This window comes from Ruegeria pomeroyi DSS-3, assembly GCF_000011965.2.
Taxonomy (GTDB): Bacteria; Pseudomonadota; Alphaproteobacteria; order Rhodobacterales; family Rhodobacteraceae; genus Ruegeria_B; species Ruegeria_B pomeroyi.
Map to the genome: position 1 here is coordinate 53,053 of NC_006569.1, position 22,750 is coordinate 75,802.

Annotated in this window: 23 protein-coding genes; 16 read left to right on the plus strand and 7 right to left on the minus strand. The window is 65.0% G+C overall.

Annotated elements, in window-relative coordinates; genetic code table 11:
* Positions 1 to 81 precede the first annotated feature (81 nt).
* Genes gcvH through SPO_RS20075 form a run of 3 tightly spaced genes read left to right on the plus strand, consistent with a single transcriptional unit; the run spans position 82 to position 4,378 of the window.
* Positions 82 to 447, plus strand: a complete 366-nt coding sequence (gcvH, locus tag SPO_RS20065; RefSeq protein WP_044029497.1) for a glycine cleavage system protein GcvH — start codon at positions 82 to 84, stop codon at positions 445 to 447.
* A gap of 56 nt (positions 448 to 503) precedes the next feature.
* Positions 504 to 3,362: an aminomethyl-transferring glycine dehydrogenase gene (gcvP, locus tag SPO_RS20070; RefSeq protein ID WP_011241843.1), complete on the plus strand. Its 2,859-nt coding sequence runs from the start codon at positions 504 to 506 to the stop codon at positions 3,360 to 3,362.
* A gap of 59 nt (positions 3,363 to 3,421) precedes the next feature.
* Positions 3,422 to 4,378 (plus strand): helix-turn-helix domain-containing protein, encoded by a 957-nt coding sequence (locus tag SPO_RS20075; protein WP_051420466.1) that lies wholly within the window; start codon positions 3,422 to 3,424, stop codon positions 4,376 to 4,378.
* Between the two features lie 59 nt (positions 4,379 to 4,437).
* Here SPO_RS20075 and katG read toward each other — a convergent pair whose 3' ends face one another.
* The 7 genes from katG to SPO_RS20110 form a co-directional block, all read right to left on the minus strand.
* Positions 4,438 to 6,633 carry a catalase/peroxidase HPI gene (katG, locus tag SPO_RS20080; RefSeq protein WP_011241845.1) on the minus strand — a complete coding sequence of 732 codons (2,196 nt, stop codon included), beginning with the start codon at positions 6,631 to 6,633 and terminating at the stop codon, positions 4,438 to 4,440.
* Between the two features lie 160 nt (positions 6,634 to 6,793).
* Positions 6,794 to 7,492: an aspartate/glutamate racemase family protein gene (locus SPO_RS20085; RefSeq protein ID WP_011241846.1), complete on the minus strand. Its 699-nt coding sequence runs from the start codon at positions 7,490 to 7,492 to the stop codon at positions 6,794 to 6,796.
* Between the two features lie 112 nt (positions 7,493 to 7,604).
* Complete coding sequence (locus tag SPO_RS20090) at positions 7,605 to 10,040, minus strand: GcvT family protein (RefSeq protein WP_011241847.1); 2,436 nt, start codon at positions 10,038 to 10,040, stop codon at positions 7,605 to 7,607.
* 141 nt (positions 10,041 to 10,181) lie between these two features.
* The gene (locus tag SPO_RS20095) at positions 10,182 to 10,964 is read right to left on the minus strand and encodes a dimethylarginine dimethylaminohydrolase family protein (RefSeq protein WP_011241848.1); all 783 of its coding nucleotides are present in this window, start codon (positions 10,962 to 10,964) and stop codon (positions 10,182 to 10,184) included.
* A 6-nt stretch (positions 10,965 to 10,970) separates the two neighbouring features.
* The gene (locus SPO_RS20100) at positions 10,971 to 12,572 is read right to left on the minus strand and encodes a 5-guanidino-2-oxopentanoate decarboxylase (RefSeq protein ID WP_011241849.1); all 1,602 of its coding nucleotides are present in this window, start codon (positions 12,570 to 12,572) and stop codon (positions 10,971 to 10,973) included.
* Positions 12,572 to 13,759: a pyridoxal phosphate-dependent aminotransferase gene (locus SPO_RS20105; RefSeq protein WP_011241850.1), complete on the minus strand. Its 1,188-nt coding sequence runs from the start codon at positions 13,757 to 13,759 to the stop codon at positions 12,572 to 12,574. Before SPO_RS20105 ends, SPO_RS20100 begins: the two co-directional genes overlap by 1 nt.
* Positions 13,756 to 14,403 (minus strand): TetR/AcrR family transcriptional regulator, encoded by a 648-nt coding sequence (locus tag SPO_RS20110; RefSeq protein ID WP_011241851.1) that lies wholly within the window; start codon positions 14,401 to 14,403, stop codon positions 13,756 to 13,758. Before SPO_RS20110 ends, SPO_RS20105 begins: the two co-directional genes overlap by 4 nt.
* Positions 14,404 to 14,542: 139 nt before the next feature.
* Here SPO_RS20110 and SPO_RS20115 point away from each other — a divergent pair, with 139 nt between their 5' ends.
* From SPO_RS20115 to SPO_RS22655, 13 genes are all read left to right on the plus strand, one after another.
* A complete protein-coding gene (locus SPO_RS20115; RefSeq protein ID WP_051420479.1) occupies positions 14,543 to 15,325 on the plus strand; it encodes an ABC transporter ATP-binding protein in 783 nt (260 codons plus the stop codon).
* 32 nt (positions 15,326 to 15,357) lie between these two features.
* The gene (locus SPO_RS20120) at positions 15,358 to 16,128 is read left to right on the plus strand and encodes a transporter substrate-binding domain-containing protein (RefSeq protein ID WP_011241853.1); all 771 of its coding nucleotides are present in this window, start codon (positions 15,358 to 15,360) and stop codon (positions 16,126 to 16,128) included.
* Positions 16,129 to 16,137: 9 nt separating this feature from the next.
* Complete coding sequence (locus SPO_RS20125; RefSeq protein ID WP_011241854.1) at positions 16,138 to 16,890, plus strand: ABC transporter permease; 753 nt, start codon at positions 16,138 to 16,140, stop codon at positions 16,888 to 16,890.
* The gene (locus tag SPO_RS20130; protein WP_011241855.1) at positions 16,887 to 17,675 is read left to right on the plus strand and encodes an ABC transporter permease; all 789 of its coding nucleotides are present in this window, start codon (positions 16,887 to 16,889) and stop codon (positions 17,673 to 17,675) included. Before SPO_RS20125 ends, SPO_RS20130 begins: the two co-directional genes overlap by 4 nt.
* Positions 17,676 to 17,753: 78 nt before the next feature.
* Positions 17,754 to 18,233: a UPF0262 family protein gene (locus SPO_RS20135; RefSeq protein WP_044029498.1), complete on the plus strand. Its 480-nt coding sequence runs from the start codon at positions 17,754 to 17,756 to the stop codon at positions 18,231 to 18,233.
* Between the two features lie 3 nt (positions 18,234 to 18,236).
* On the plus strand, positions 18,237 to 18,695 hold the full coding sequence (locus SPO_RS20140; RefSeq protein ID WP_144084117.1) for a low molecular weight phosphatase family protein: 459 nt from the start codon (positions 18,237 to 18,239) through the stop codon (positions 18,693 to 18,695).
* Positions 18,692 to 19,090: a ketosteroid isomerase-related protein gene (locus SPO_RS20145; protein WP_011241858.1), complete on the plus strand. Its 399-nt coding sequence runs from the start codon at positions 18,692 to 18,694 to the stop codon at positions 19,088 to 19,090. Before SPO_RS20140 ends, SPO_RS20145 begins: the two co-directional genes overlap by 4 nt.
* On the plus strand, positions 19,083 to 19,676 hold the full coding sequence (locus tag SPO_RS20150) for a GNAT family N-acetyltransferase (RefSeq protein ID WP_011241859.1): 594 nt from the start codon (positions 19,083 to 19,085) through the stop codon (positions 19,674 to 19,676). Before SPO_RS20145 ends, SPO_RS20150 begins: the two co-directional genes overlap by 8 nt.
* A 24-nt stretch (positions 19,677 to 19,700) precedes the next feature.
* Complete coding sequence (locus tag SPO_RS20155) at positions 19,701 to 20,597, plus strand: carbon-nitrogen hydrolase family protein (RefSeq protein ID WP_011241860.1); 897 nt, start codon at positions 19,701 to 19,703, stop codon at positions 20,595 to 20,597.
* Between the two features lie 70 nt (positions 20,598 to 20,667).
* Positions 20,668 to 20,886 (plus strand): translation initiation factor IF-1, encoded by a 219-nt coding sequence (gene infA, locus SPO_RS20160; RefSeq protein WP_005978431.1) that lies wholly within the window; start codon positions 20,668 to 20,670, stop codon positions 20,884 to 20,886.
* Between the two features lie 10 nt (positions 20,887 to 20,896).
* Complete coding sequence (locus tag SPO_RS20165; protein WP_011241861.1) at positions 20,897 to 21,475, plus strand: Maf family protein; 579 nt, start codon at positions 20,897 to 20,899, stop codon at positions 21,473 to 21,475.
* Positions 21,472 to 22,494, plus strand: a complete 1,023-nt coding sequence (locus tag SPO_RS20170) for a ribonuclease E/G (RefSeq protein ID WP_011241862.1) — start codon at positions 21,472 to 21,474, stop codon at positions 22,492 to 22,494. Before SPO_RS20165 ends, SPO_RS20170 begins: the two co-directional genes overlap by 4 nt.
* Positions 22,491 to 22,673, plus strand: coding sequence for a DNA gyrase inhibitor YacG (locus tag SPO_RS22655; protein WP_011241863.1), 183 nt, complete (start codon positions 22,491 to 22,493; stop codon positions 22,671 to 22,673). The genes SPO_RS20170 and SPO_RS22655 overlap by 4 nt, the downstream gene beginning before the upstream one ends.
* The last annotated feature ends 77 nt before the right edge of the window (positions 22,674 to 22,750 follow it).

Below are 22,750 nucleotides of genomic sequence, written 5' to 3' on the forward strand. Positions count from 1 at the left end.
AAGGCTTTGTCCACAAGGTTTTTACAAAACCTTGCCCCCGCCTGTGGTAACCGAAACATACTATCTGAAGGATCGACAAACATGACCATCTATTACTCCGAAGATCACGAATGGCTCAGCGTCGAGGGCGAGATCGCCACGCTGGGTATCACCAAACACGCTGCCGACCAGCTGGGCGAGGTGGTGTTCATCGAACAGAAAGAGGCCGGTGATGCCTTTGCCCAGGGCGACGAGATCGGCGTGATCGAATCGGTCAAGGCGGCTTCGGAGATCTATGCCCCTGTTGATGGCGAAGTGGTCGAGGTGAACGAGGAACTGGCCGACAATCCCGGCGCTCTGAACGACAGCCCCGAGGGCGATGCCTGGATCTACAAGATCAAGCTCAGCGATCCCGCCCAGCTTGACGGCTTGATGGATCTCGCCGCCTATACCGACATGATCGGCTAAGCCGCCGGCCGCCGGCCCTGCCGGCGGCACCCACCGCCTGACGAGGACGCAGAGCCATGGCCTTCAAACTCACCGATTACGAAGCTTACGATTTCGCCAACCGCCGCCATATCGGACCCAGCCCGCGCGAGATGGCCGATATGTTGCAGGTGATCGGCTTCAAGACGCTCGACCAGCTGATCGACGCCACCGTGCCGCCGTCGATCCGGCAGAAAGAGGCGCTGGACTGGGGTCCGGCCATGACCGAGCGCGACGCGCTCTATCACATGAAACAGGTCGCCTCGAAGAACAAGGTTCTGACTTCGCTGATCGGCCAGGGCTATTACGGCACCACCACCCCGGCGCCGATCCTGCGCAATATCCTGGAAAACCCGGCCTGGTACACCGCCTATACCCCCTATCAGCCCGAGATCAGCCAGGGCCGGCTTGAGGCGCTGTTGAACTTCCAGACCATGGTCAGCGATCTGACCGGGCTCGACGTGGCCAACGCCTCGCTGTTGGACGAGGCCACCGCGGCGGCCGAGGCGATGGCCATGGCGAAACGCTCCAGCCGGTCCAAGGCCAACAACGCGGCCTTCTTCGTCGACAAGAACTGTCACCCCCAAACCGTCGCGGTGATCCGCACCCGGGCCGAGCCCTTGGGCGTGGATGTGCAGGTGGGCGACCCCTCCGAGCTGGAGGCCGGCGCGGTGTTTGGCGCCATCTTCCAGTATCCCGGCACCTATGGCCATGTGCGCGATTACACCGCCGAGATCGCGGCGCTGCACGAGCACAACGCCATCGCCATCGTCGCGGCCGACATCCTGTCGCTGGCGCTGCTGAAATCGCCCGGCGAGATGGGCGCCGATATCGCCATCGGCTCGACCCAGCGCTTTGGCGTGCCGATGGGCTATGGCGGCCCGCACGCGGCCTATATGGCCACCACCGACAAGCTTAAGCGTGCCATGCCGGGCCGGATCATCGGCGTCAGCATCGACGCGCGCGGCAACAAGGCCTATCGCCTGGCGCTGCAGACCCGCGAACAGCATATCCGCCGCGAAAAGGCCAACTCGAACGTCTGCACCGCCCAGGCGCTGCTGGCGGTGATGGCCTCGATGTATGCGGTCTATCACGGTCCGGACGGGATCAAGGCGATCGCGCAATCCGTGCACCGCAAGACCTCGCGCCTGGCCGCCGGGCTTGAGGAGCACGGGTTCAAAGTAGCGCCAGAAGTATTCTTTGACACCATCACAGTCGATGTCGGCCCCCTGCAAAAGACGGTGATCGAGGCCGCCGTGGCGCGTGGTGTCAACCTGCGCAAGGTGGGCAGTGACCGGATCGGCATTTCTCTGGACGAACAGACCCGCTCGGAAACCATCGAGGCGGTCTGGGGTGCCTTCGGCATCGACAAGAAGGATGACAGCGTCAAGAACCGTGCCTATCGCCTGCCCGATTACGCGCTGCGCGAGACGCCCTATCTGACCCATCCCATCTTCCACAAGAACCGGGCCGAGGCCGAGATGACCCGCTATATGCGGCGTCTGGCCGACCGCGACCTGGCGCTGGACCGGGCGATGATCCCGCTGGGCAGCTGCACCATGAAGCTGAATGCCACCATCGAGATGATCCCGGTGACCTGGCCGGAATTCGCAAACCTGCACCCCTTCGTGCCCGAGGATCAGGCGCAGGGCTATCTCGAGATGATCGACGACCTGTCCGAGAAACTGTGCCAGATCACCGGCTATGACGCGATCTCGATGCAGCCCAATTCGGGCGCGCAGGGTGAATATGCGGGCCTGATGACCATCCGCAACTATCACGCGGCTCAGGGGCAGGGACACCGCAACATCTGCCTGATCCCCACTTCGGCGCATGGCACCAACCCGGCCACCGCGCAGATGGTGGGCTATCAGGTGGTGCCGGTCCGCTCGGACGATCACGGCAATATCGACCTGGCCGATTTCCGCGCCAAGGCCGAGCAGCACAGCGCCAATCTGGCGGCCTGCATGATCACCTATCCCTCGACCCATGGCGTGTTCGAGGAGACCGTGCGTGAGGTTTGCGACATCACCCATGAACATGGCGGTCAGGTCTATATCGACGGGGCCAATATGAACGCGATGGTGGGTCTGGCGCAGCCAGGCGAGATCGGCGGCGATGTGAGCCACCTGAACCTGCACAAGACCTTCTGCATTCCGCATGGCGGCGGCGGCCCCGGCATGGGTCCGATCGGGGTCAAGGCGCATCTGGCCGAACATCTGCCGGGCCATCCTGAATATGGCACGGCGGTGGGCCCGGTGTCGGCGGCGCCTTTCGGCTCGCCCTCGATCCTGCCGGTCAGCTGGGCCTATGTTCTGCTGATGGGCGGCGCAGGCCTGACCCAGGCGACCAAGGTGGCGATCCTGAACGCCAACTACATCGCCGCACGGCTCAAGGATGCCTATCCGATCCTCTACACCTCGGCGACGGGGCGGGTGGCGCATGAATGCATCCTCGACACCCGGCCGCTGAACGACGAGGGCGGCGTGAGCGTGGATGACGTGGCCAAGCGGTTGATCGACAGCGGGTTCCACGCGCCGACGATGAGCTGGCCGGTGGCGGGCACGCTGATGGTCGAACCCACGGAATCCGAACCCAAGGACGAGCTGGACCGGTTCTGCGAGGCCATGCTGTCGATCCGCGCCGAGGCGCAACAGATCATCGACGGCAAGATCGACCCCGAAAACAACCCGCTCAAACACGCCCCCCATACGGTGCGTGACCTGGTGGGGGACTGGGACCGGCCCTACAGCCGTGAACAGGCCTGCTTCCCGCCGGGCAACCTGGGTGTCGACAAGTACTGGCCGGTGGTGAACCGGGTCGACAACGCCTATGGCGACCGTCACCTTGTCTGCACCTGCCCGCCGATGGATGCCTATGAAGAGGCCGCCGAATAGCGTGCCGACCGGGGCGGGCGCCCGCGCCCGTCCTGTCCCGAGCAAACGGGAAGGATAACATGATCTGCCCTGACCAGACCCGCGCCGCGCGCCCGGCGCGGGAGATCGACATCATTCTGCCCGATGGCAGCCCGCCCTCGGCGGCACGGATGCTGGCCGATCTGTTTCGCACCGCAAACGAGATCCTGGGCGCCCATGCCTATCGGGTCTCGGTACATCGGCTGGCGGCGCAGCCCTGCGCCGATCCACGCCGCTGGACCCGGCGGACCGTCATCCTGCTGGGCGATATCCGCACACGCTGGAGCGTGGCGGACCCGTTATTGCCGGTGTTGCGGGTCCTGTTGGCGCAGGCGCCGCGCCGGGTGCTGGTGGGGGGCGCGGTGTTCCTGTTGCGCGATGCCGGGCTGGCGCGGAACTGCGCGCTGGCGATCCACTCAAACTTTTGCGCCGCCGCCGCCGAAGAGGGGTTGGAGGGGCTGCCCGATGCACCGCTCTTTCACTCTGACGGGCCGGTTTCCAGCGCGGTCAGCGGTTTTGCCGCAGTGCCGCTGATGCTGGACCTGATCGCCGAGGATCATGGCCAGGTCAGCGCGGATGCCCTGCGCGCCTATCTGGGCCTGCCCGCGCCCCAGTCGCAGCCCCGCAGCCGCCTGAGCCTGGGCCTGTTGCAAAGGGCCCGCGGCGACCGGCTGATCGAGCGCACGCTGACCCTGATGCAGGAGCATATCGAGGAGCCGCTGAGGATCGGCGATCTCGCGGGCATGCTGGGGGTCTCGACGCGCAAGCTGCAACGGCAATTCCTGGACCTGACCGGCGAGGGGCCGCTGGCCGCCTATCGCGCCTTGCGGATCGAACGGGCGCAGCAATTGCTGGAGCAGACCAATCTGCCGCTGACCGAGATCATTGCGGCGACCGGGTTCGGCACCCATTCCAATCTGGCCCGATGGATGCGCAAGGAAACCGGGGCCAGCCCGCATATCCTGCGCCAGCGCGCCCTGTCGGGACGCGCGGCCTAGGTCACGAAACGAAAACGGGGCGGCAAGGGCCGCCCCATCTTCCTGGTCCGTGGTCCCGATCAGGTCAGGTCGAAGCGGTCGGCATTCATCACCTTGACCCAGGCGGCGACGAAATCGGCCACAAAGCTGGCCTCGGCATCGTCCTGGGCATAGCGCTCGGCCAATGCGCGGAGTTGCGAGTTTGAGCCGAACACCAGATCGACCCGCGTCGCGGTCCAGCGGGCTGCGCCGCTGGCGCGGTCGCGGCCTTCATAGACACCCTTGCCCGACGGTTTCCACTCGGTGCCCATATCCAGCAGGTTGGTCAGGAAATCGCTGCTCAGCACGCCGGGGCGGTTGGTCAGGACACCGTGGGCCGAACCGCCGTGATTGGCGCCCAGCACCCGCAGACCGGCAACCAGCACCGTCATTTCCGGTGCGCTCAGACCCAGAAGCTGGGCACGATCGACCAGCATCTCCTCGGGCGAGGTGGACAACTCGCGCGCCTGATAGTTGCGGAAACCGTCCATCACGGGTTCCATCACCGCAAAGCTTTCGGCGTCGGTCTGCTCTGCGCTGGCATCACCCCGTCCCGAGGTGAAGGGCACCTCGATCTGGTGACCGCCGGCCTTTGCCGCCTGTTCGACGCCGGCACAGCCCGCCAGCACGATCAGGTCGGCCATCGACACCGACTTGCCGCCGCTGCTGAACCCGGCCTGGATCCCTTCGAGCACGCCCAGCACACGGGCCAGTTTCGCGGGCTCGTTGACCTCCCAGTCCTTTTGCGGGGCCAGGCGGATGCGGGCGCCATTGGCGCCGCCGCGCATGTCCGAGCCACGGAAGGTCGAGGCCGAGGCCCATGCGGTCGACACCATGTCCGACACGCTGAGGCCCGAGGCCAGGATCTGCGCCTTGAGCGCCGCGGCATCATCCGCGTCGATCTGCGTGCCTGCCGGGATCGGATCCTGCCAGATCAGCTCTTCAGCCGGCACTTCCTTGCCCAGATAGCGCGCGCGTGGGCCCATGTCGCGATGGGTCAGCTTGAACCAGGCGCGGGCAAAGGCGTCGGCAAAGGCCGCCGGATCCTCGGCAAAGCGCTTGGCATGCGGCAACAGTTTGGGATGATAGCGCAGCGACAGGTCGGCGGTGGTCATCATCGGGCGATGCTTCTTGGACGGGTCAAAGGCATCTTCGACCATGTCCTCGTCCTCGACATTGGTGGCCAGCCAGATATTGGCCCCTGCGGGGCTTTTGGTCAGCTCCCAGTCGTATTTGAACAGAACCTTGAAATAGCCCATGTCCCAGGTGGTCGGGTGCGGTTTCCACGCGCCTTCGATGCCCGAGGTGATGGCGTCTGCGCCCTTGCCCGAACCATGCGTCGACAGCCAACCCAGGCCCATCGCCTCGATCGGGGCGGCTTCGGGCTCGGGGCCGACAGCGGATGCGGGGCCGTTGCCGTGCGCCTTGCCGAAGGTGTGGCCGCCCGCGACCAGCGCCACGGTCTCGGCCTCGTCCATCGCCATCCGCCCGAAGGTCTCGATCACGTCGTGACCCGAGGCGACGATGTCAGGGTTGCCGTCCGGCCCCTCGGGATTCACATAGATCAGGCCCATCTGCACGGCGGCCAGCGGGTTTTCCAGATCGCGCGCACCCGAGTAGCGGCTGTTGGCGGTGTCCGAAGGGGCGAGCCATTCGCCTTCGGACCCCCAATAGATATCCTCTTCGGGTTCCCAGATGTCGGGCCGGCCACCGGCAAAGCCGAAGGTCTTGAAGCCCATCGATTCCAGCGCCACGTTGCCGGTCAGGATCAGCAGATCGGCCCACGAGATCTTGTCGCCGTATTTCTTCTTGATTGGCCAGAGCAGGCGACGCGCCTTGTCCAGGTTGCCGTTATCGGGCCAGCTGTTGAGCGGGGCGAACCGCTGGTTGCCGGTGCTGCCACCGCCGCGCCCGTCGGCGGTGCGATAGGTGCCCGCCGCGTGCCAGGTCATGCGGATGAAAAGAGGGCCGTAATGGCCGTAATCGGCGGGCCACCAGTCCTGGCTGTCGGTCATCAGCGCGGTCAGATCGGCCTTGAGCGCGTCGAGGTCCAGCGACTTGAACGCCTCGGCATAGTTGAACTGAGCGCCCATCGGGTCCGATTTGGACGAATGCTGGTGCAGCACCTTCAGATTGATCTGGTTGGGCCACCAATGGTGGTTGCGCATGCCGGTACCGGCGGCATGTCCGTGCATCACCGGGCACTGGCCTGCGTTGGGGGCGTCGTTTCCGTCCATGTCTGTCTCCGATCATGAGTTGATAGAATGGGTTGCAGCACCAGAAAGAACCGGTCGCGGCCGTGGCACTCACCGGGGTATCCTGATGTCATGAGGCGAGACTAGCAAAGGAACATGATCGGAATAAGTTACATTTTCCGATCTATTCGATAATCAAAGCTTATGGCTTTGCCAGGGTGTGATCGCGGATCGCTTCGGCCAGCACATCGACCGTGTCGATCACCGGCGGGGAGGAGGGCAGGCTGTCGGCGATCAGCGAGAATTCGGAACAGGCAACAAAGATCAGCGCGGCTCCCTTGTCGGCCAGTTCCTCTGCCGCGGCGGTCAGAATCGCGCGGGCGGCGGGCACCGGTCCTTCGGCCTTGATGGTGCGAATCGCAGTCAGCATGCGGTCGGCGTCCTCGGGCCAGAGCGGAGTGAGCTGCGCCTCGGCCAGCGCCGCATCGAAGACGCCCGCCATCCGCACGGCGGGCGAGGCAAGCAGGCCCACCCGTGCGCCCGGTGCCACTAGCGCGCGCGCGCGTGCCACCGACAGCGATACCATGTTCAACAGCGGAATCGACACCGCCGCCTCGATAGCGGGGGCATAGTGATGGGCAGTGTTGCAGGGCATGCCAAGCGCGGTAGCGCCGGCCTGTTCCAGCCCCCGCGCCATCTGGGCCAGGGTGGGACCGGGATCGGTGCCGGTGCCCTGGATCAGATGTGCGATCCGCGAGGGCACCTGCGGGTTCATGTCGATCAACAGCGGCAGGTGATCGGCATCATCCGCCGCGCGAACCGTTGCCAGCAGCCGCTGTTGCAGCAGGATCGTCGCCTCGGGGCCCATGCCGCCCAGAATGCCAACCACGCGCCGGGTCATGTCGGGCACCGGCCGGGGCAGGGGAGAAGGCTGGGCATGTTGGTGTCCTTTCGGGTCTATGCATCAAGGAGGCTGCGCTTACGAAAGCCGCAACCGGGCGGATAGGCAAGGGTCAGCCGCGCATGCGGGCATGGTCGGGGTCATAGGGCGAGGGTGCGATCACCCGCGCGGCCACCATGTCACCACAGAGGTCCAGCATCATCTCACTGCCCGGCTCCGCCAGTTCGGGATCGACAAAGGCATAGGCCAGGTTCATGCCGACCCGATGGCCCCAGTCGCCCGAGGTCACCGTGCCGACCACCCGCTGCCCCACCATCAGCGAAGCGCCGCCGCGGGCCGGGGCGCGGTCGGTGGCGATCTGAAGGGTGACCAGCATCTTGCGCGGGCCGTCAGACTGGCGGTCGAGCAGCGCTGGTTTGCCGATGAATGCGCCCTTGTCCAGCTTGACGAACCGGCTGAGCCCGGTTTCAAACGGGTCGAACTCAGTGATCAGATCGGCCTTCCAGTGCAGGAAGCCTTTTTCCATCCGCATCGATTCCACCGCCCGGGCGCCGAACAGGGTCAGGCCATGCGCCTCACCCGCCTTCCTGAGCGCCAGATAGGCCGCATAGAGCGAGGCGTTGGGAATGTGGATCTCATAGGCCAGCTCACCCGAGAAACTGACCCCCATGACCGTTGCCGGGGCAAAGCCGATGAAACACTCGCGCACCGAGAGCCAGGGGAAGGCCTCGCGCGACCAGTCGCCCCGGGCGCAGGCTGAGAGCACCGCGCGCGCCCGGGGGCCGGCCAGGACCAGGATGGTCTGGTCATTGGTGAGGGAGCGCAGCTGCACGTCCTCGCCTGGCTGGATATGCTGGCTGAGCCAGTCCATGTCGTGAAATTCGCTGGCGGCGGCGGAGCCGTACCAGACCCGCGCGGGCCCGCGGTCCGAGGCGGGAAGATTGGCGATAGTCGCCTCTGCCTTGATCATGCCGTGATGGTTCAGCAGGTAACCGAGGCCAACGCGGCCCGCACGCTTGGTGACGCTGCCGCAGAACATGCGGTCGAGGAAGGCATGGCGGCCGCTGCCGGTGATTTCGATCCTGTTGAAGCCGTTCACCTCGGCCAGTCCCACGCTGTTCTGGACAGCTTTCACCTCGGCGGCGACGACGTCGAAGGCTTCGTCGAAATCGAAGGTGAGCGAGGGGTGGAACTCGGGCGAGGGCTTGATGTAATCCACCCGCTCCCAGCCGTTTACAACGGTGAACTCGGCCCCTTCAGCGGCCAGAACCGGGGTCAGCGGCGTGGTCTTGGCCGGGCGGCCAGCGGGGCGGTGCTCATGCGGGAAGTGGAAGCGGAATTCGTTCTGATAGTCTTCGATTGCCTTCAGCGCGGTCAGTTCCACATTTGCGTGACCGGTGAACCGGCGCGGGTCGATGCACCAGGTGTCATAACAGGCCTCGCCATGTACGATCATCTGTGCCAGCAGCCAGCCATGGCCGCCGCCCTCGCCCAGACCGGCGCGCAGACCGATGGCGCAGAACGCATTGCGCTTGCCCGGGATCGGTCCGATCAGCGGAGCGCCGTCGATGGTATAGGTGATCGGGCCGTTCACGATCGAGCGGATGCCGGTTTCGCGCAACGCGGGCATGCGGGCAAAGGCGCCTTCCAGCACGTCCATCACCCGATCCAGATCGTCGGGACAGAGCGCGTTGACGAAATTCGGGTCGATCCCGTCCATGCCCCAGGTCTGGCAATCCTGTTCGTAGAAACCGATCAGAAGCCCGCTCTTTTCCTGCCGGCAGTAGTAGTCCGAGATCGGGCAGCGGATCAGCGGCATGCGGTGACCTGCCGCCACGATTTCCGGGATATCCTCGGTCAGGAAATACTGGTGCTCCATCGAGGCGACCGGGTGATGCACGCCCATCATGGCGCCCACCTCGTTGACGCGATAGCCGCAGGCGTTCACCACGATATCGCAATCGATATCGCCGTTTTCGGTATGCACCGTCCAGGTGTCGTCCTTGTGCTGGGTCAGCGCGGTCACCGGCGTGTTGCGATAGACCTCGGCCCCGGCCTTGCGCGCGTGATAGGCCAGCGCCTGGCACAGCTGCGCCGGGTCGATATCGCCATCCAGCGGATCCCACAGCCCGCCCAGCAGGTTCTCGGTCGAAATCAGCGGATGGCGGCGGGCGCATTCTTGGGCGTCGATGACCTCGAAATGCACATCCATCCCGCGTGCCATCGAGGTGAAATGGCGGTACCCCTGCATCTGCTCGGGCGTATTGGCCAGCCGGATGCCGCCATCGCCGTGGTGATAGTTGATCGGGTATTCGGGGTTTTCGGCAAGCGCCTTGTACAGCGCGATGGAGTGGCTTTTCAGCCCCACCATCGTCTGGTTCATGCCAAAGTTGGTGACCTGGGCGGCAGAGTGCCAGGTGGTGCCGCTGGTCAGCTCGTTGCGTTCGACCAGAACCACATCGGTCCAGCCTTCTTGTGTGAGGTGATACAGCGTCGAACATCCGGCGATACCGCCACCAATAACAACGACCCGTGTACGCGATTTCATGTTGGGGTGCCTCCAAAACTCTGCGCCAATTAGGGCACGGGATATTCGTCACCGGCAACAATGCGATTGTGGATCAAGCAACATCAAAAGAAGATTTGAAAGTTTGAAATTCGCGCCACCCCCGGTCGGGATGGCGCAGGTTCAGAACCGCAACGACAGACAGGACATGCCGCCGTCAAGCTTGGCGCATTCGCTGTTGTCGATTTCCACAACCTCAAATCCGGCTTTGTCCAGAATCTCGGCGGTTTTCGGGAACCCTGCGGGCATCAGTACCAGCTTGTTGAACCGGATCGTGTTGGCGGCGGCCTCTTCGCCGGGGGCGGTGTGGATCACCCGGTAGCCGTCAAAACAGCCCGAGGCATCCAGCCGCTCGGTCGCCAGAATGGTCTCGCCATCCAGGAGCGAGCAGTCGGTCTTGAAATGTAGCACGCCGGGCGGGGTAAAGACCTCGCGCAGGGTATAGCCCCAGTCGCTGACGATACCGGCCAGTTCGGCCACCCCGGCGGCATCGGTCCGGTCCGAACGACCCACCAGGATCTCGCGCCCGGTGACCAGGATATCGCCGCCCTCGATATGGCCGGGGCCGGCAATCTCGCGCAGCTCGCCATAACAGGCGCGCAGGGCCGGGGCCATCTCGGCCACCTCGCCCATTCGGCTGGGGGCGCCGGGTCGCATCAGAACAGCGCCCCGGGGCAGGCAGAGCGCGGTATCCTCGACAAACAGCGCGTCGGGATAGGCATCGAGCGGGGGCAGTTCGATCACCTCGGCGCCGGTGCTTTTCAGGGTGGCGACATAGTGGTCATGCGCCTTTTGCATGCGGCCCAGATCGGGAGTGCCGATATCCTCGGCCCTGAGCCCGTCGATCACGCTGGGCGCCGGGCGGCGGGTGATCGCGCGCGAGAATTCATAGGTCGGGTCGGTCATGGCGGATCAATCCTGTTCCGGCGCATAGGGCGCGTCGATTTCGATGAGGGTGGGGCCAGCATGGCGCCGGGCCTCGGCCAGGGCAGCGGCAAAGCCCGCCGGGTCACCGGCGGCGCAGGTGGCGTAGGGCATGCCACAGGCGGCGGCGATGGCGGCGAAATCGGGCGGGGTCGGGTCGCAACCCACCACCTCGACACCTACCGCGCGCATCGACATGTCGATCTCGCGATAGCCGCGACTGTTCCAGATCACGAATGTGATGGGCAGTGCCTCGTCGCGGGCGACCATCAGCTCGCTCAGGCTGAACTGCGCGCCGCCATCGCCGGCGATGCAGATCACCGGGGTCTCGGGGGCGGCAATGGCGGCGCCGATGGCGGCAGGAATAGCATATCCCAGCGCACCGAACCCGGTTGCGGCGTTGAACCAGCCACCGGGGCGGTCATGGTCGTAAACGAGGTTTCCGGCATAGATCGGCTGGGTCGAATCCCCCACCATCAGCGCGCCGGGCACGGCGTCGCGCGCGGCCTCCAGCATCTCGACCATGGAGCGCATATAAGGGCCGATTTCCTCGCGCGCCGCGTGCCGGGCGGCGGTGGCGCGGCTGGCGCCGTCGTGGGTGCGCGCACCCTCGGGGAGCCGCGCCAACAGCCCCACCACGGTGGCGCCTGCATCGCCCCGGATCGTCAGGTCGGCCGGGTGGCGGGCAAGCTGCGCGTCGCAGATATCGATGCGGATCAGCCCCGCCATCGACGGCATGGTGCCGGTGGCATACATGTCGTAATCGGTCGGGCCCAACTCGGTCCCGATGGCCAGCACCCGGTCGGCGCCAGAGATCAGGGCGCGCACGGCATCAAGGCTGGGGCTGGCGGCAACGGTCAGAGGATGGCCATGCATCAGCCCGCGCGCGTTCACCGTCTGCACCACCGGCGCATCCAGCCGTTCGGCCAGCGCCTGTAGGGCCGTTTCCATGCCCTTTGCCCCGCCTCCGATCAGGATCACCGTGCGGCGCGCCGCGTCGAGCCGCGCAGCGGCCGTGTCAAGCAGCGCGGCCTCTGGTTCATCGGGCAGTGCGGGGGTGGCTGCGGGCAAGGCACCGTCGAAGCCAGACCCCGCCACATCCAACGGCACCTCGATATGACAGGGGCCGCCGCGACCTGTTGCGAGCCGGTCAAACACCGATCCCAGCGCCGGGGCCAGCTGATCCGCCTGCGAGACGCGATGCGCCTCCAACGCCACCTGCGAGACCAGCCCCAGCTGGTCGGGCAACTCGTGCAGATGCCCCATGCCGCGCCCCAGGCTGGCGCGGGTGTTCACGCCCGAGACCACCAACATCGGCACGCTGTCGGCGCGGGCCTGTCCCATCGCGGTCAGCGTGTTGGTCACTCCCGGACCGGTGATGACAAAGGCCACGCCGGGCCGCCCAGAGACCCGGGCATAGCCATCGGCCATGAACCCGGCGCCCTGTTCGTGGCGGGGTGTGACATGGCGGATGCCCGAGGCGGCCAGACCGCGATACATCTCGATCGTGTGAACGCCGGGAATGCCGAACACACAGGTCACCCCGCGTGCGGCCAGCCCGGCCACCAGCGCCTCTCCCACCGTGGTCATCAGGCGTCCTCGCTCTGGAACTCTGCCGCATGTGCGGCGATGCGCTCGCAGGCGGTGTCAAAGGCCGCGTCATCGGCGGTCAGCGCCACCCGGACCCAGCCGTCAATGGTGTCGCCGAACGAGGCGCCGGGCATCACCGCCACCCCGGCATGATCCAGCAAGTGTGCGGCATAGGCCTCGCCCGTCATGCCGGTGCCGCTGACGTCGATCATCGCGAACATGCCGGCCTGCGGTTTCAGAACGTGCAGGCAGGTCCGCCCGTTCAACCGCGCGGCCAGCCGGTCCGCCCGCGCGGCGTAGCGCGCCCGCATGCCCGGCGCGACCGAGGAACCGTTGCGTACCGCCGCTTCGGTCATGTCGGCGATAAAGGGCTGGTTGCCGAACAGCATGGTTTCCGACAGCGGCAGAAGCGCGGCCGTAAATGCCTCAGACCCGATGCACCAGCCACTGCGAAAGCCCGGCGCGGCATGGGATTTCGAGATCGACGAGACCACGATCACCCGCTCGGCCAGATCGGGCTGCGCCAGCGGCGAGGAAAAGCCTTGCCCGTCGAACACCAGCTGTTCGTACACCTCGTCCGAGATGATCCACAGATCGTGCTTGCACGCGAGGTCGCCGATTGCGGCGATATCCTCCGGCGTCAGGATGGCGCCGGTGGGGTTGTGCGGTGTGGTAAGCAGGATGGCACGGCTGCGCGGGGTGATGCGCGCGGCGATATCGGCCGCCGTGATGCGAAAGCCGTTTTCGGGCCGCAACGGCACCGGTACCAGATCGGCACCGGTGGCGCGGATCACCCCGGCATAGGTGGCATACATGGGATCGCCCACCAGCACCTCGTCGCCTTCCTCGGCCACGCCCATCAACACCGCGTAAAGCGCGGTCTGGGTGCCAGGGAAACACATGACCTGATCGGCTGAGATCGCCCGTCCGGTGCTGGCGCTGTAACGTTCGGCGAGGGCCGCGCGCAGGCCCGGCTCGCCCGCGCCATCGGAATAGGTGGTGCGCCCGGCGCGCATCGCGGCCTCGGCCACATCCATCAGCTCGGCGGGAGGGGGCACGTCCGGCGCGCCGATGGTCAGGCTGATCACATCGGCGCCCTTGGCGATCATCGCCTTGGCGCGCAGGTAGATGCCCCATTTGGCGCCGCCCAGATCAGTCAGGCGGCGGGTAATGGCGGTGGTTTTCATGCCTCTTCTCCTGGATCGTTCAGGGTCAGCCCCAGAATGGCGCCGACCGAGGTCAGGCCGATGTTCACAAGTTCGCCCGGATCAAAGGCTTCGGGCAGCGCGCCGCCTTCTAGCCAGAGCCCGTCGATGACCGCGTTGCAGGCGATGGCCAGCGCGCGCAGTTGCTCGGGCGAGGGGGTTTCGCCCGCCTCCTCCAGCGCCGGGGCGATCAGCGCCTGCAGGCGGTCGCGGAAATCGTAATAGGTGCGGCTGTGCACCTCGGCCATGCGCGGGTCGCGCTGCACCATGTTCAGGAACCCGGCCCAGAGACCAACCGCCTGCGGGCTGCTGACCGGCGGGGTCAGGCTGGCGCGTACGATGCGGGCCAGTTGGTGCGCCGCCGGTTCACCGGCCTGACGGGGGCAATCCATCGTGGCATCGGTCAGCTGGCTCATATGTGCCTGATAGGCGGCATAGATCAGCTCGTCCTTGCCATCGAAATAGTGCCGGATCAGGCCCAGCGTCACTCCCGCCTCCTCGGCGATGCTGCGCACGGTGGCCGCCTGCACACCCTTGCGCCCGATCAGGGTCAGCGTCGCCCGGATCAGCGCCTCGCGCCGATGTTCGGCGGATTCGCGGGTAAAGCTGCGGCGTGAACTTTCCAAGGGCGGGGCCTCCGGCGGTGAGAAAAGCGTGCTTGATTTGCATCACGCATATTGTTATACGTTTGTATAAATATAAGCAGAGCCGGGCCAGATAGGCAACCGGAAAGTCAGGGGGGATCGCGTGACGGCAACGCAGAAACTGACGCCCGAAGCGGGGGCCGCCAGCGATTTGGCGGGCACCCTGCTGATTGAGGATCTGCATAAATCCTTTGGCGATCTCGAAGTGCTCAAGGGCGTGTCATTGACCGCGAACCGGGGCGATGTGATTGCGATCATCGGCGGCTCGGGCTCGGGCAAGTCGACCATGCTGCGCTGCATCAACTTTCTGGAAACCCCCAGCGCGGGCCGGATCGTCATCGGTGGCGAGGAAATCCAGATGCGCGCCGATGGCACCGCTGCCAACCGCAAACAGCTGGAGCGGGTGCGCACCCGGTTGGCGATGGTGTTCCAGTCCTTCAACCTGTGGACTCACCGCACCCTGCTGGAAAACGTGATCGAGGTGCCGGTGCATGTCCTCAAGATGCCGCGCGCGCAGGCAATCGAAAAGGCGCGCGCCCTGCTGGAACGGGTGGGCCTGGCCGAGAAGGAAGACACCTATCCGTTGTTCCTGTCCGGTGGTCAGCAGCAGCGCGCGGCCATCGCGCGCGCGCTGGCGGTGGACCCGGCGGTGATGCTGTTTGACGAGCCGACCTCGGCGCTGGACCCCGAGCTTGTGGGCGAGGTGCTGAGCGTGATGCGCGACCTGGCCGCCGAGGGGCGTACCATGTTGGTGGTGACCCACGAGATGAACTTTGCCCGCGAGGTCGCCGATCACGTGATCTATCTTTACCAGGGCCGGATCGAAGAGCAGGGGCCGCCTGCCCAGATATTCGGCAATCCGCAATCCGAGCGGCTGAAGCAATTTCTGAAATCCATCAACTGAACACCAAGAATGAAAAACAGGGAGACCAACAAATGAACTTCAAGACATCGCTGCTGGCCGGTCTGGCCGCATTAGCCCTGAGCGCTGGCGCCGCGGCCGCCGAAGAGGTCAAGATCGGCATCGCGGCCGAGCCTTATCCGCCCTTTGCCTCGCCCGATTCCGCAGGCAACTGGGTCGGCTGGGAGATCGAGGTGATCGACGCCGTTTGCAAGGCGGCCGCGCTGGATTGCGTGCTGACCCCCGTCGCATGGGACGGCATCATCCCCTCGCTGACCGGCAAGCAGATCGACGCCATCATGGCCTCGATGTCGATCACCGAAGAGCGGATGCAGACCATCGACTTTTCGAATGCCTATTACAACACGCCTGCCGTGATCGTGGCCGACAAGTCGCTGGATATCGATGCGTCGCCCGCCTCGCTGGCCGGCAAGATCATCGGGGTACAGGCATCGACCATCCACCAGGCCTATGCCAACGCGTATTTCGGCGATGCCGAGATCCGCGTCTATCAGACCCAGGACGAGGCCAATCAGGACCTTTACGCCGGTCGCATCGACGCAACCCAGGCTGACAGCATCGCCATGGCCGATTTTGTTGCCACCGATGCGGGCCAGTGCTGCGAGATCAAGGGCAATGTCGCCAATGACGAAGCGATCCTGGGCAAGGGCGTGGGTGCCGGTGTGCGCAAGGGCGACGACGCGCTGCGCGAGGCGCTGAACAAGGGCATCGCCGCAATCCTGGCCGATGGCACGCACGAGGCGATCACCGCGCGCTACTTCGCCGCGCCCATCTACAGCGAATAATCGCTGTCGATGGAGGGGCTTCTGGACCTGCTCGGCCTGGCGAAAAGCGCCGAGCTGCTGTCGCTGTCGCCGCCGGGCTGGGGGATGAACCTGCTGCGCGGTCTGGGCAAATCGCTCCAGATCGCGTTCGGGGCCTTCGGCTTCGGTCTGGTGATCGGATTGTTCGGAGCCTATGGAAAGCTTTATGGCGGGCCGGTCGTTCGTGATCTGCTCGCCATATACACCACCGTTGTCCGGGCGGTGCCCGAACTGGTGCTGATCCTCATTCTCTATTTCGTCGGTACCGACCTGATCAACCGCGCGTCCGAGGCGCTGGGATATGGCCGGGTCGAGATCAGCGGCGTTGCCGCCGGTATCTGGGTGTTGGGCGTGGTTCAGGGCGCCTATTCGACCGAGGTGCTGCGCGGCGCCATCCTGGCGGTGCCGCAGGGCCAGATCGAGGCGGCGCGCGCCTTTGGCATGCCGCCGGTGATGCTGATGCGGCGGGTGACCATTCCGGCCATGTTGTCGTTTGCTCTGCCGGGGCTGGCGAACCTGTGGCTGATCGCCACCAAGGATACCGCGCTGCTGGCGGTTGTGGGGTTCAGCGAACTGACGCTGGAAACCCGGCAGGCCGCGTCGAGCACGCGGGCCTATTTCACCTTTTTCCTCGCCGCTGGCGGGCTTTACCTGATGGTAACGCTGATGTCGTCCGCGCTGTTCCAGCTGCTTGAGAGGCGGTCACGGCGCGGTCAGCCCTCGCTCAAGGGGGCGGGTCGATGATGCGGCTGATCCGACCGATGCTGATGCCGCACCGTCTGGTGCTGATTGCGCTGGCCGTGGCGCTGGCGCTGTGGTGCGCCCTGACATTGCGCTGGGACTGGCTGCCGAAATACCTGCCGCTGGCGATGGAGGGGCTGTGGCGCACCGTCTGGCTGCTGGCGGCAAGTACATTCCTGGGGTTCCTGCTGGCGGTTCCGCTGGGCTTTGCCCAGGCGGTGGGGCCTTGGTATCTTGCCGTTCCGGCGCGGGTGTTCTGCACCCTGATCCGGGGGACGCCGCTGCTCTTGCAGATATGGCTGCTGTATTATGGGCTGGGGTCGGTCTTTCCCCAGATCGACGGTATTCGCGACAGCGTTCTGTGGCCCTATCTGCGACAGGCCTGGCCCTATGCGCTGCTGGCGCTGACGCTGTCCTTTGCCGGGTATGAGGGCGAGGTGATGCGCGGGGCCTTTTCGGGGGTCAACCGCGGCCAGCTGGAGGCGGCGCGCTCGTTCGGGATGCCGCGCTTTACCCTGTTCCGCCGGATCTGGCTGCCGCAGGCGATCAACAACGTGCTGCCGACGCTGGGGGGAGAGACCATCCTGCAACTTAAGGCAACGCCGCTGGTGGCGACGATCACCGTGGTCGAGATCTTCGCTGTCTCGTCGCGGGTGCGGCAGGACACATTCGTGATCTACGAACCGCTCCTGTTGCTGGCGCTGGTCTATATGGTCATTGCGGGGCTGATCGCGCTGGCCTTTCGCTGGCTGGAAAACCGGGTGCCTACCCGGCGGCCGGGCGGCTGATCGCGCATTGCAACACGTTGCCCATCGCAAACCCATGGTGTAGGTCTGTCCCGATCTATCGAACAGGCACCCGTGACGATGAGCCGTATCTCTCATATCGAGCTGGATGACAGCAACCTTCCCCCGCCAACGCCCGAGATCGAGCAGGAACGCAAAGTCGCGATCTACGATCTGTTGGAGGAAAACAGCTTTGCCCTGCCGGCGCGCGACGACCGCGCCGTGCCCGAGGGGCCCTATCGGGTGAACCTGTCGATCCGCGACAAGCGGCTGGTCTTTGATATCCAGACCGAGGACGAAGAGAAGGCGGCCGAATTCCACCTGTCGCTGGGTCCGTTCCGGCAGGTGGTCAAGGATTACTTCCAGATCTGCGAGAGCTATTTCAACGCGGTCAAGACCCTGCCGCCCAGCCAGATCGAGACCATCGACATGGCCCGGCGCGGCATTCACAACGAGGGCAGCCGGGTGTTGCAGGAGCGGCTGGACGGCAAGGCCGAGATCGACACCGACACCGCCCGACGCCTGTTTACCCTGATTTGCGTTTTGCATTTCGGGGGCTGAATGGTGCACCCGCTTCCGCAGTCGGTCCTGTTTTGCTGCGACCACAACGCGGTCCGCTCGCCCATGGCGGAAGGCATCATGAAGAAATTCTATGGCACCGGCACCTATGTGCAATCTGCCGGTGTTCACAACGACATGGAAATCGACGGGTTCTGCATCGCCGTCTGCCAGGAGATCGACGTCGAACTGGCGCGCCATCGCTCGCGATCCTTCGACATGATGCAGGAATGGGGAGACGACCTCAGCTCGTTCGATCTGGTGGTGGCGCTGTCGCCCGCCAGCCAGCGCAGGGCGCTGGAACTGACCCGTTTTTTTCACCTCGATGTCGAATATTGGCCAATTATGGACCCTACCGGACTGGGCGAGACGCGGGCGGAGAAGCTACACCACTATCGTCAGACCCGCGATCAGATCATCAAACATCTGAAAGAGCGCTGGGGAGAGCCAACGGAGAGATCATGAGCGAGACCGTCAAACGCTATTTCGATGCCTTCAACGCAGGGGATGTGCAGGGCATGCTGGACTGCCTGTCCGAAGATGTGGCCCATCACGTGAACGAGGGGCAAATCCGCGTCGGCAAAGAGAAATTCGCCGAATTCTGCGCCCATATGAACCGCTGCTACAAAGAGCTGTTGACCGACATCGTCGTGTTCGAGGCCGAGGGCGGCACCCGCGCGGCGGCAGAGTTCATCGTGAACGGCACCTATCTGCAGACAGATTCCGGCCTGCCCGAGGCACATGGCCAGACCTATCGCCTGCCGGCGGGCTCGTTTTTTACGCTCGAGGGCGGCAAGATCTCGCGGGTGACCACCTTCTATAACCTGGCCGATTGGGTGAAACAGGTCAGCAATGGCTGAGGTGACCGGGGTCCGGGCGCTGACTGGCGCGGCGCTGGACGCCGCGCTGGAGGATGTCGCCCGGCTGCGGATCGCGGTGTTTCGCGCCTGGCCCTACCTTTACGACGGCGACCTGGACTATGAGCGGGACTATCTGCAGGCCTATCGCAACAGCGACCGTGCTATCGTGGTCGGCGCCTTTGACGGCGACCGGCTGATCGGTGCCTCGACCGGCATGCCGCTGGCCGATCATGCCGACGATTTCGCGGCTGCCTTTGCCGATAGCGGGCTGGCGCTGGACCAGGTGTTCTATTGCGCCGAATCCGTTCTGTTGCCCGACTATCGCGGCCATGGTGTGGGGCACCGGTTCTTTGACCTGCGCGAGGGCCATGCCCGCGCACTGGGATTTGCCAAATGCGCCTTTTGCGGAGTGCAGCGCCCCGCCGATCACCCGCTGAAACCCGACAGCTATCGCCCGCTCGATGCATTCTGGCGCGCACGCGGGTACGAGAAACTGCCCGGTGCGGTGGCTCATTTCAGTTGGAAGGACCTGGATCAGGAGAACGAGACAGACAAGCCCCTGCAATTCTGGATACGGGATCTCTGATCCCACCTAATGGAGAGATCGCATATGAAGATCGCCACTGCCGCCTATCCGCTCGACTGGCTCGATAGCTGGGCACACTACGAGGACAAGCTGGCCGGATGGGTCTCCGAGGCGGCGGGGCAGGGGGCGGATCTGCTGGTTTTTCCCGAGTATGGCGCGATGGAGTTGAGCACGCTGGCGGGGCCAGCCGTGGCCGCCGACCTGGAACGCTCGATCCATGCGGTCAGCGAACGGATGGAAGAGGCCGCCGCGCTGCACCTGAAACTGGCCGGCGAATATGGTGTGCATGTTCTTGGCGCTTCGGCGCCGGTCAGCACCGGCGATGGCCGTCCTGTGAACCGGGCAGAGCTTTATACCCCGGGCGGCGGGCGCGACCATCAGGACAAGCAGATCATGACCCGGTTCGAGCGCGAGGATTGGGATATCGTTCCCGGAGGGCCGCTGAAGCTGTTCGACACCGAACTGGGCCGCATTGGCGTGCTGATCTGCTATGACAGCGAATTCCCTCTCTTGGGCCGGGCCCTGTCCGAGGCCGATATCCTGCTGGTTCCGTCCTGCACCGAGGCATTGGCGGGATACAGCCGGGTGCGGATCGGCGCGATGGCACGGGCGCTGGAAAACCAATGCGTGAGTGTGATGTCCTCGATCGTGGGCAATAACGACTGGTCCGACGCGGTCGACCGCAACACCGGCATGGGCGGTATTTTCGGCCCGCCCGACAAGGGATTTCCCGGCACTGGCATCCTGGCCGAGGGACAGTTGAACCGGCCCGGCTGGACCTATGCCGAGATCGACCTGACTGCCATCGCCCATGTGCGCGCCGATGGCGGCGTGCTTAACCGTAGCCACTGGGTGGAACAGGATGGGCGCGCCCAATCGGTCACAAACTCTTGCCTGAGCGCAAAAGCACCCTTGAATTAGGGGGGGAATGAGCGCATTTAAGCGCCAATGCCTGCGGATTCCGCGGGCTAAACGCAATGATGGAGACAACATGGCCAAGGAAGATACGCTCGAATTTCCCGGTGTCGTGAAGGAACTCCTGCCCAATGCGACGTTCCGGGTCGAGCTTGAAAACGGCCATGAGATCATCGCACATACGGCAGGCAAGATGCGCAAGAACCGCATCCGTGTTCTGGCTGGCGACAAGGTACAGGTCGAGATGACCCCCTACGATCTGACCAAGGGTCGGATCAACTACCGCTTCAAGTAACGCCGTTCGCATGGCGTTCATTCTCGGATCGGGCAGCCCAAGGCGGCTGGACCTGCTGGCGCAGCTTGGCATCACGCCCGATGCGGTCCGCCCGCCCGAGATCGACGAAACCCCGGCTAAGGGCGAGTTGCCCCGCGCCTATTGCACCCGTATCAGCCGCGAAAAGGTGGCCGCCGTCGAGGCCGGGCCGGACGATATCGTGCTATGCGCCGATACCACCGTGGCGCTTGGTCGCCGCATCCTGGGCAAACCCGCCGACGCGGACGAGGCGGCGCGGTTCCTCCGCTCCCTGTCGGGCCGTCGTCACCGGGTGATCACCGCCGTGGCGGTGCGCCGGGGCGGGCGCCTGTGGGAACGCGACGTGGTCAGCCAGGTCAAGGTCAAGCGCCTGTCGGAAGGCGAGATCTCTGCCTATCTCACCACCGGCGATTGGCAGGGCAAGGCCGGCGCCTATGCGATCCAGGGACCTGCGGGCGCCTTCGTGCCCTGGATCTCGGGTTCGTTCAGCGCCATCGTCGGCCTGCCGCTGGCGGAAACCGCAGTCCTGTTGGCCGCCGCGGGACACTCAAAATTCAAAGGTGACACATGAAGGGCCGTACCATCGTACTGGACCATATCGCAGGGCGCGAGGCCGCGGCCCTGATGGTCGATGGCCAGTTGGACGATTTCCTGATCGCCAGCGATGCGCCGCCCCCCGGCACCATCTATCGCGCCCGCGCCGACCGCCCGGTCAAGGGCCAGGGCGGCATGTTCCTGACCACGCCCGATGGCCCGGCCTTTCTGCGCCAGGTCAAGGGGCTGGCCCCCGGAGCCCATCTGCTGGTGCAGGTCACCGGCTATGCAGAGCCGGGCAAGGCGATTCCGGTCACCGCCAAGCTCTTGTTCAAGAGCCGCTATGCCATCGTCACGCCCGGGGCGCCGGGCCTGAATCTGTCGCGCAATATCCGTGACGAGGCAGAGCGTGACCGCCTGCTGGAAATCGCGCATGAAGAGATGGAGGGCCACGGCTTTGGCCTGATCCTGCGATCGTCTTGCGCCGAGGTCGAGGGCGAGGTGATCGCCGAAGATATCGCCGCCATGATCGCCCAGGCGCAGCAGGTGCTGGAGGATGACGGCAAGGACTGCGAAACCCTGATCGAGGGCGACGGCCCGCATGTGCTGGCCTGGCGTGACTGGACCGATCCGGCCGAGGTGGTGACCGCGGCAGGCGGGTTCGAGGATCATGGCGTGCTCGACGCGCTGGAGCGGGTACGTGGTATCGCTGAGCCACTGCCTGGCGGAGGTCATCTCTATATCCAGCCCACCCGTGCGCTGGTAGCGGTGGATGTGAATACCGGCAGCGATACCTCGCTTGCGGCCGGGCAAAAGGCTAATTTCGCCTGCGCGAAACTGCTGCCGCGTGTCCTGCGCATACGGGGCCTTGGTGGCCAGATCACGCTGGACCTCGCGCCGATGGCCAAGAAGGACCGGCGTGGGTTCGAAGCCGCCCTGCGGGCCGCGCTGAAGGCCGATAGCGAAGAGACAACCCTTGCCGGCTGGACCCCGCTGGGTCATTACGAGTTGCAACGCAAACGCGGCCGGGTGCCGGTGGCGGAGGCCCTGTCATGACCTGCCCGATCTGCGGTTCCAAAACCGCTCCATCCTACCGTCCCTTCTGCTCGAAACGCTGTGCCGACCTCGACCTGGCCAAGTGGCTGAACGGCTCATACGCGATCCCGGCGAGCTCGGAAGACGAGGAAGAACCCCTTGATCAAGAGGCGGAAACTCCGGTAGCGCCGCGGCACTGAAAAAACTTGAAAAAGCCTCTGGACACCGCCTCGGCCACGTCCTAGAAGGCCTCCACCCAACGGTAGATGCCGTTTCC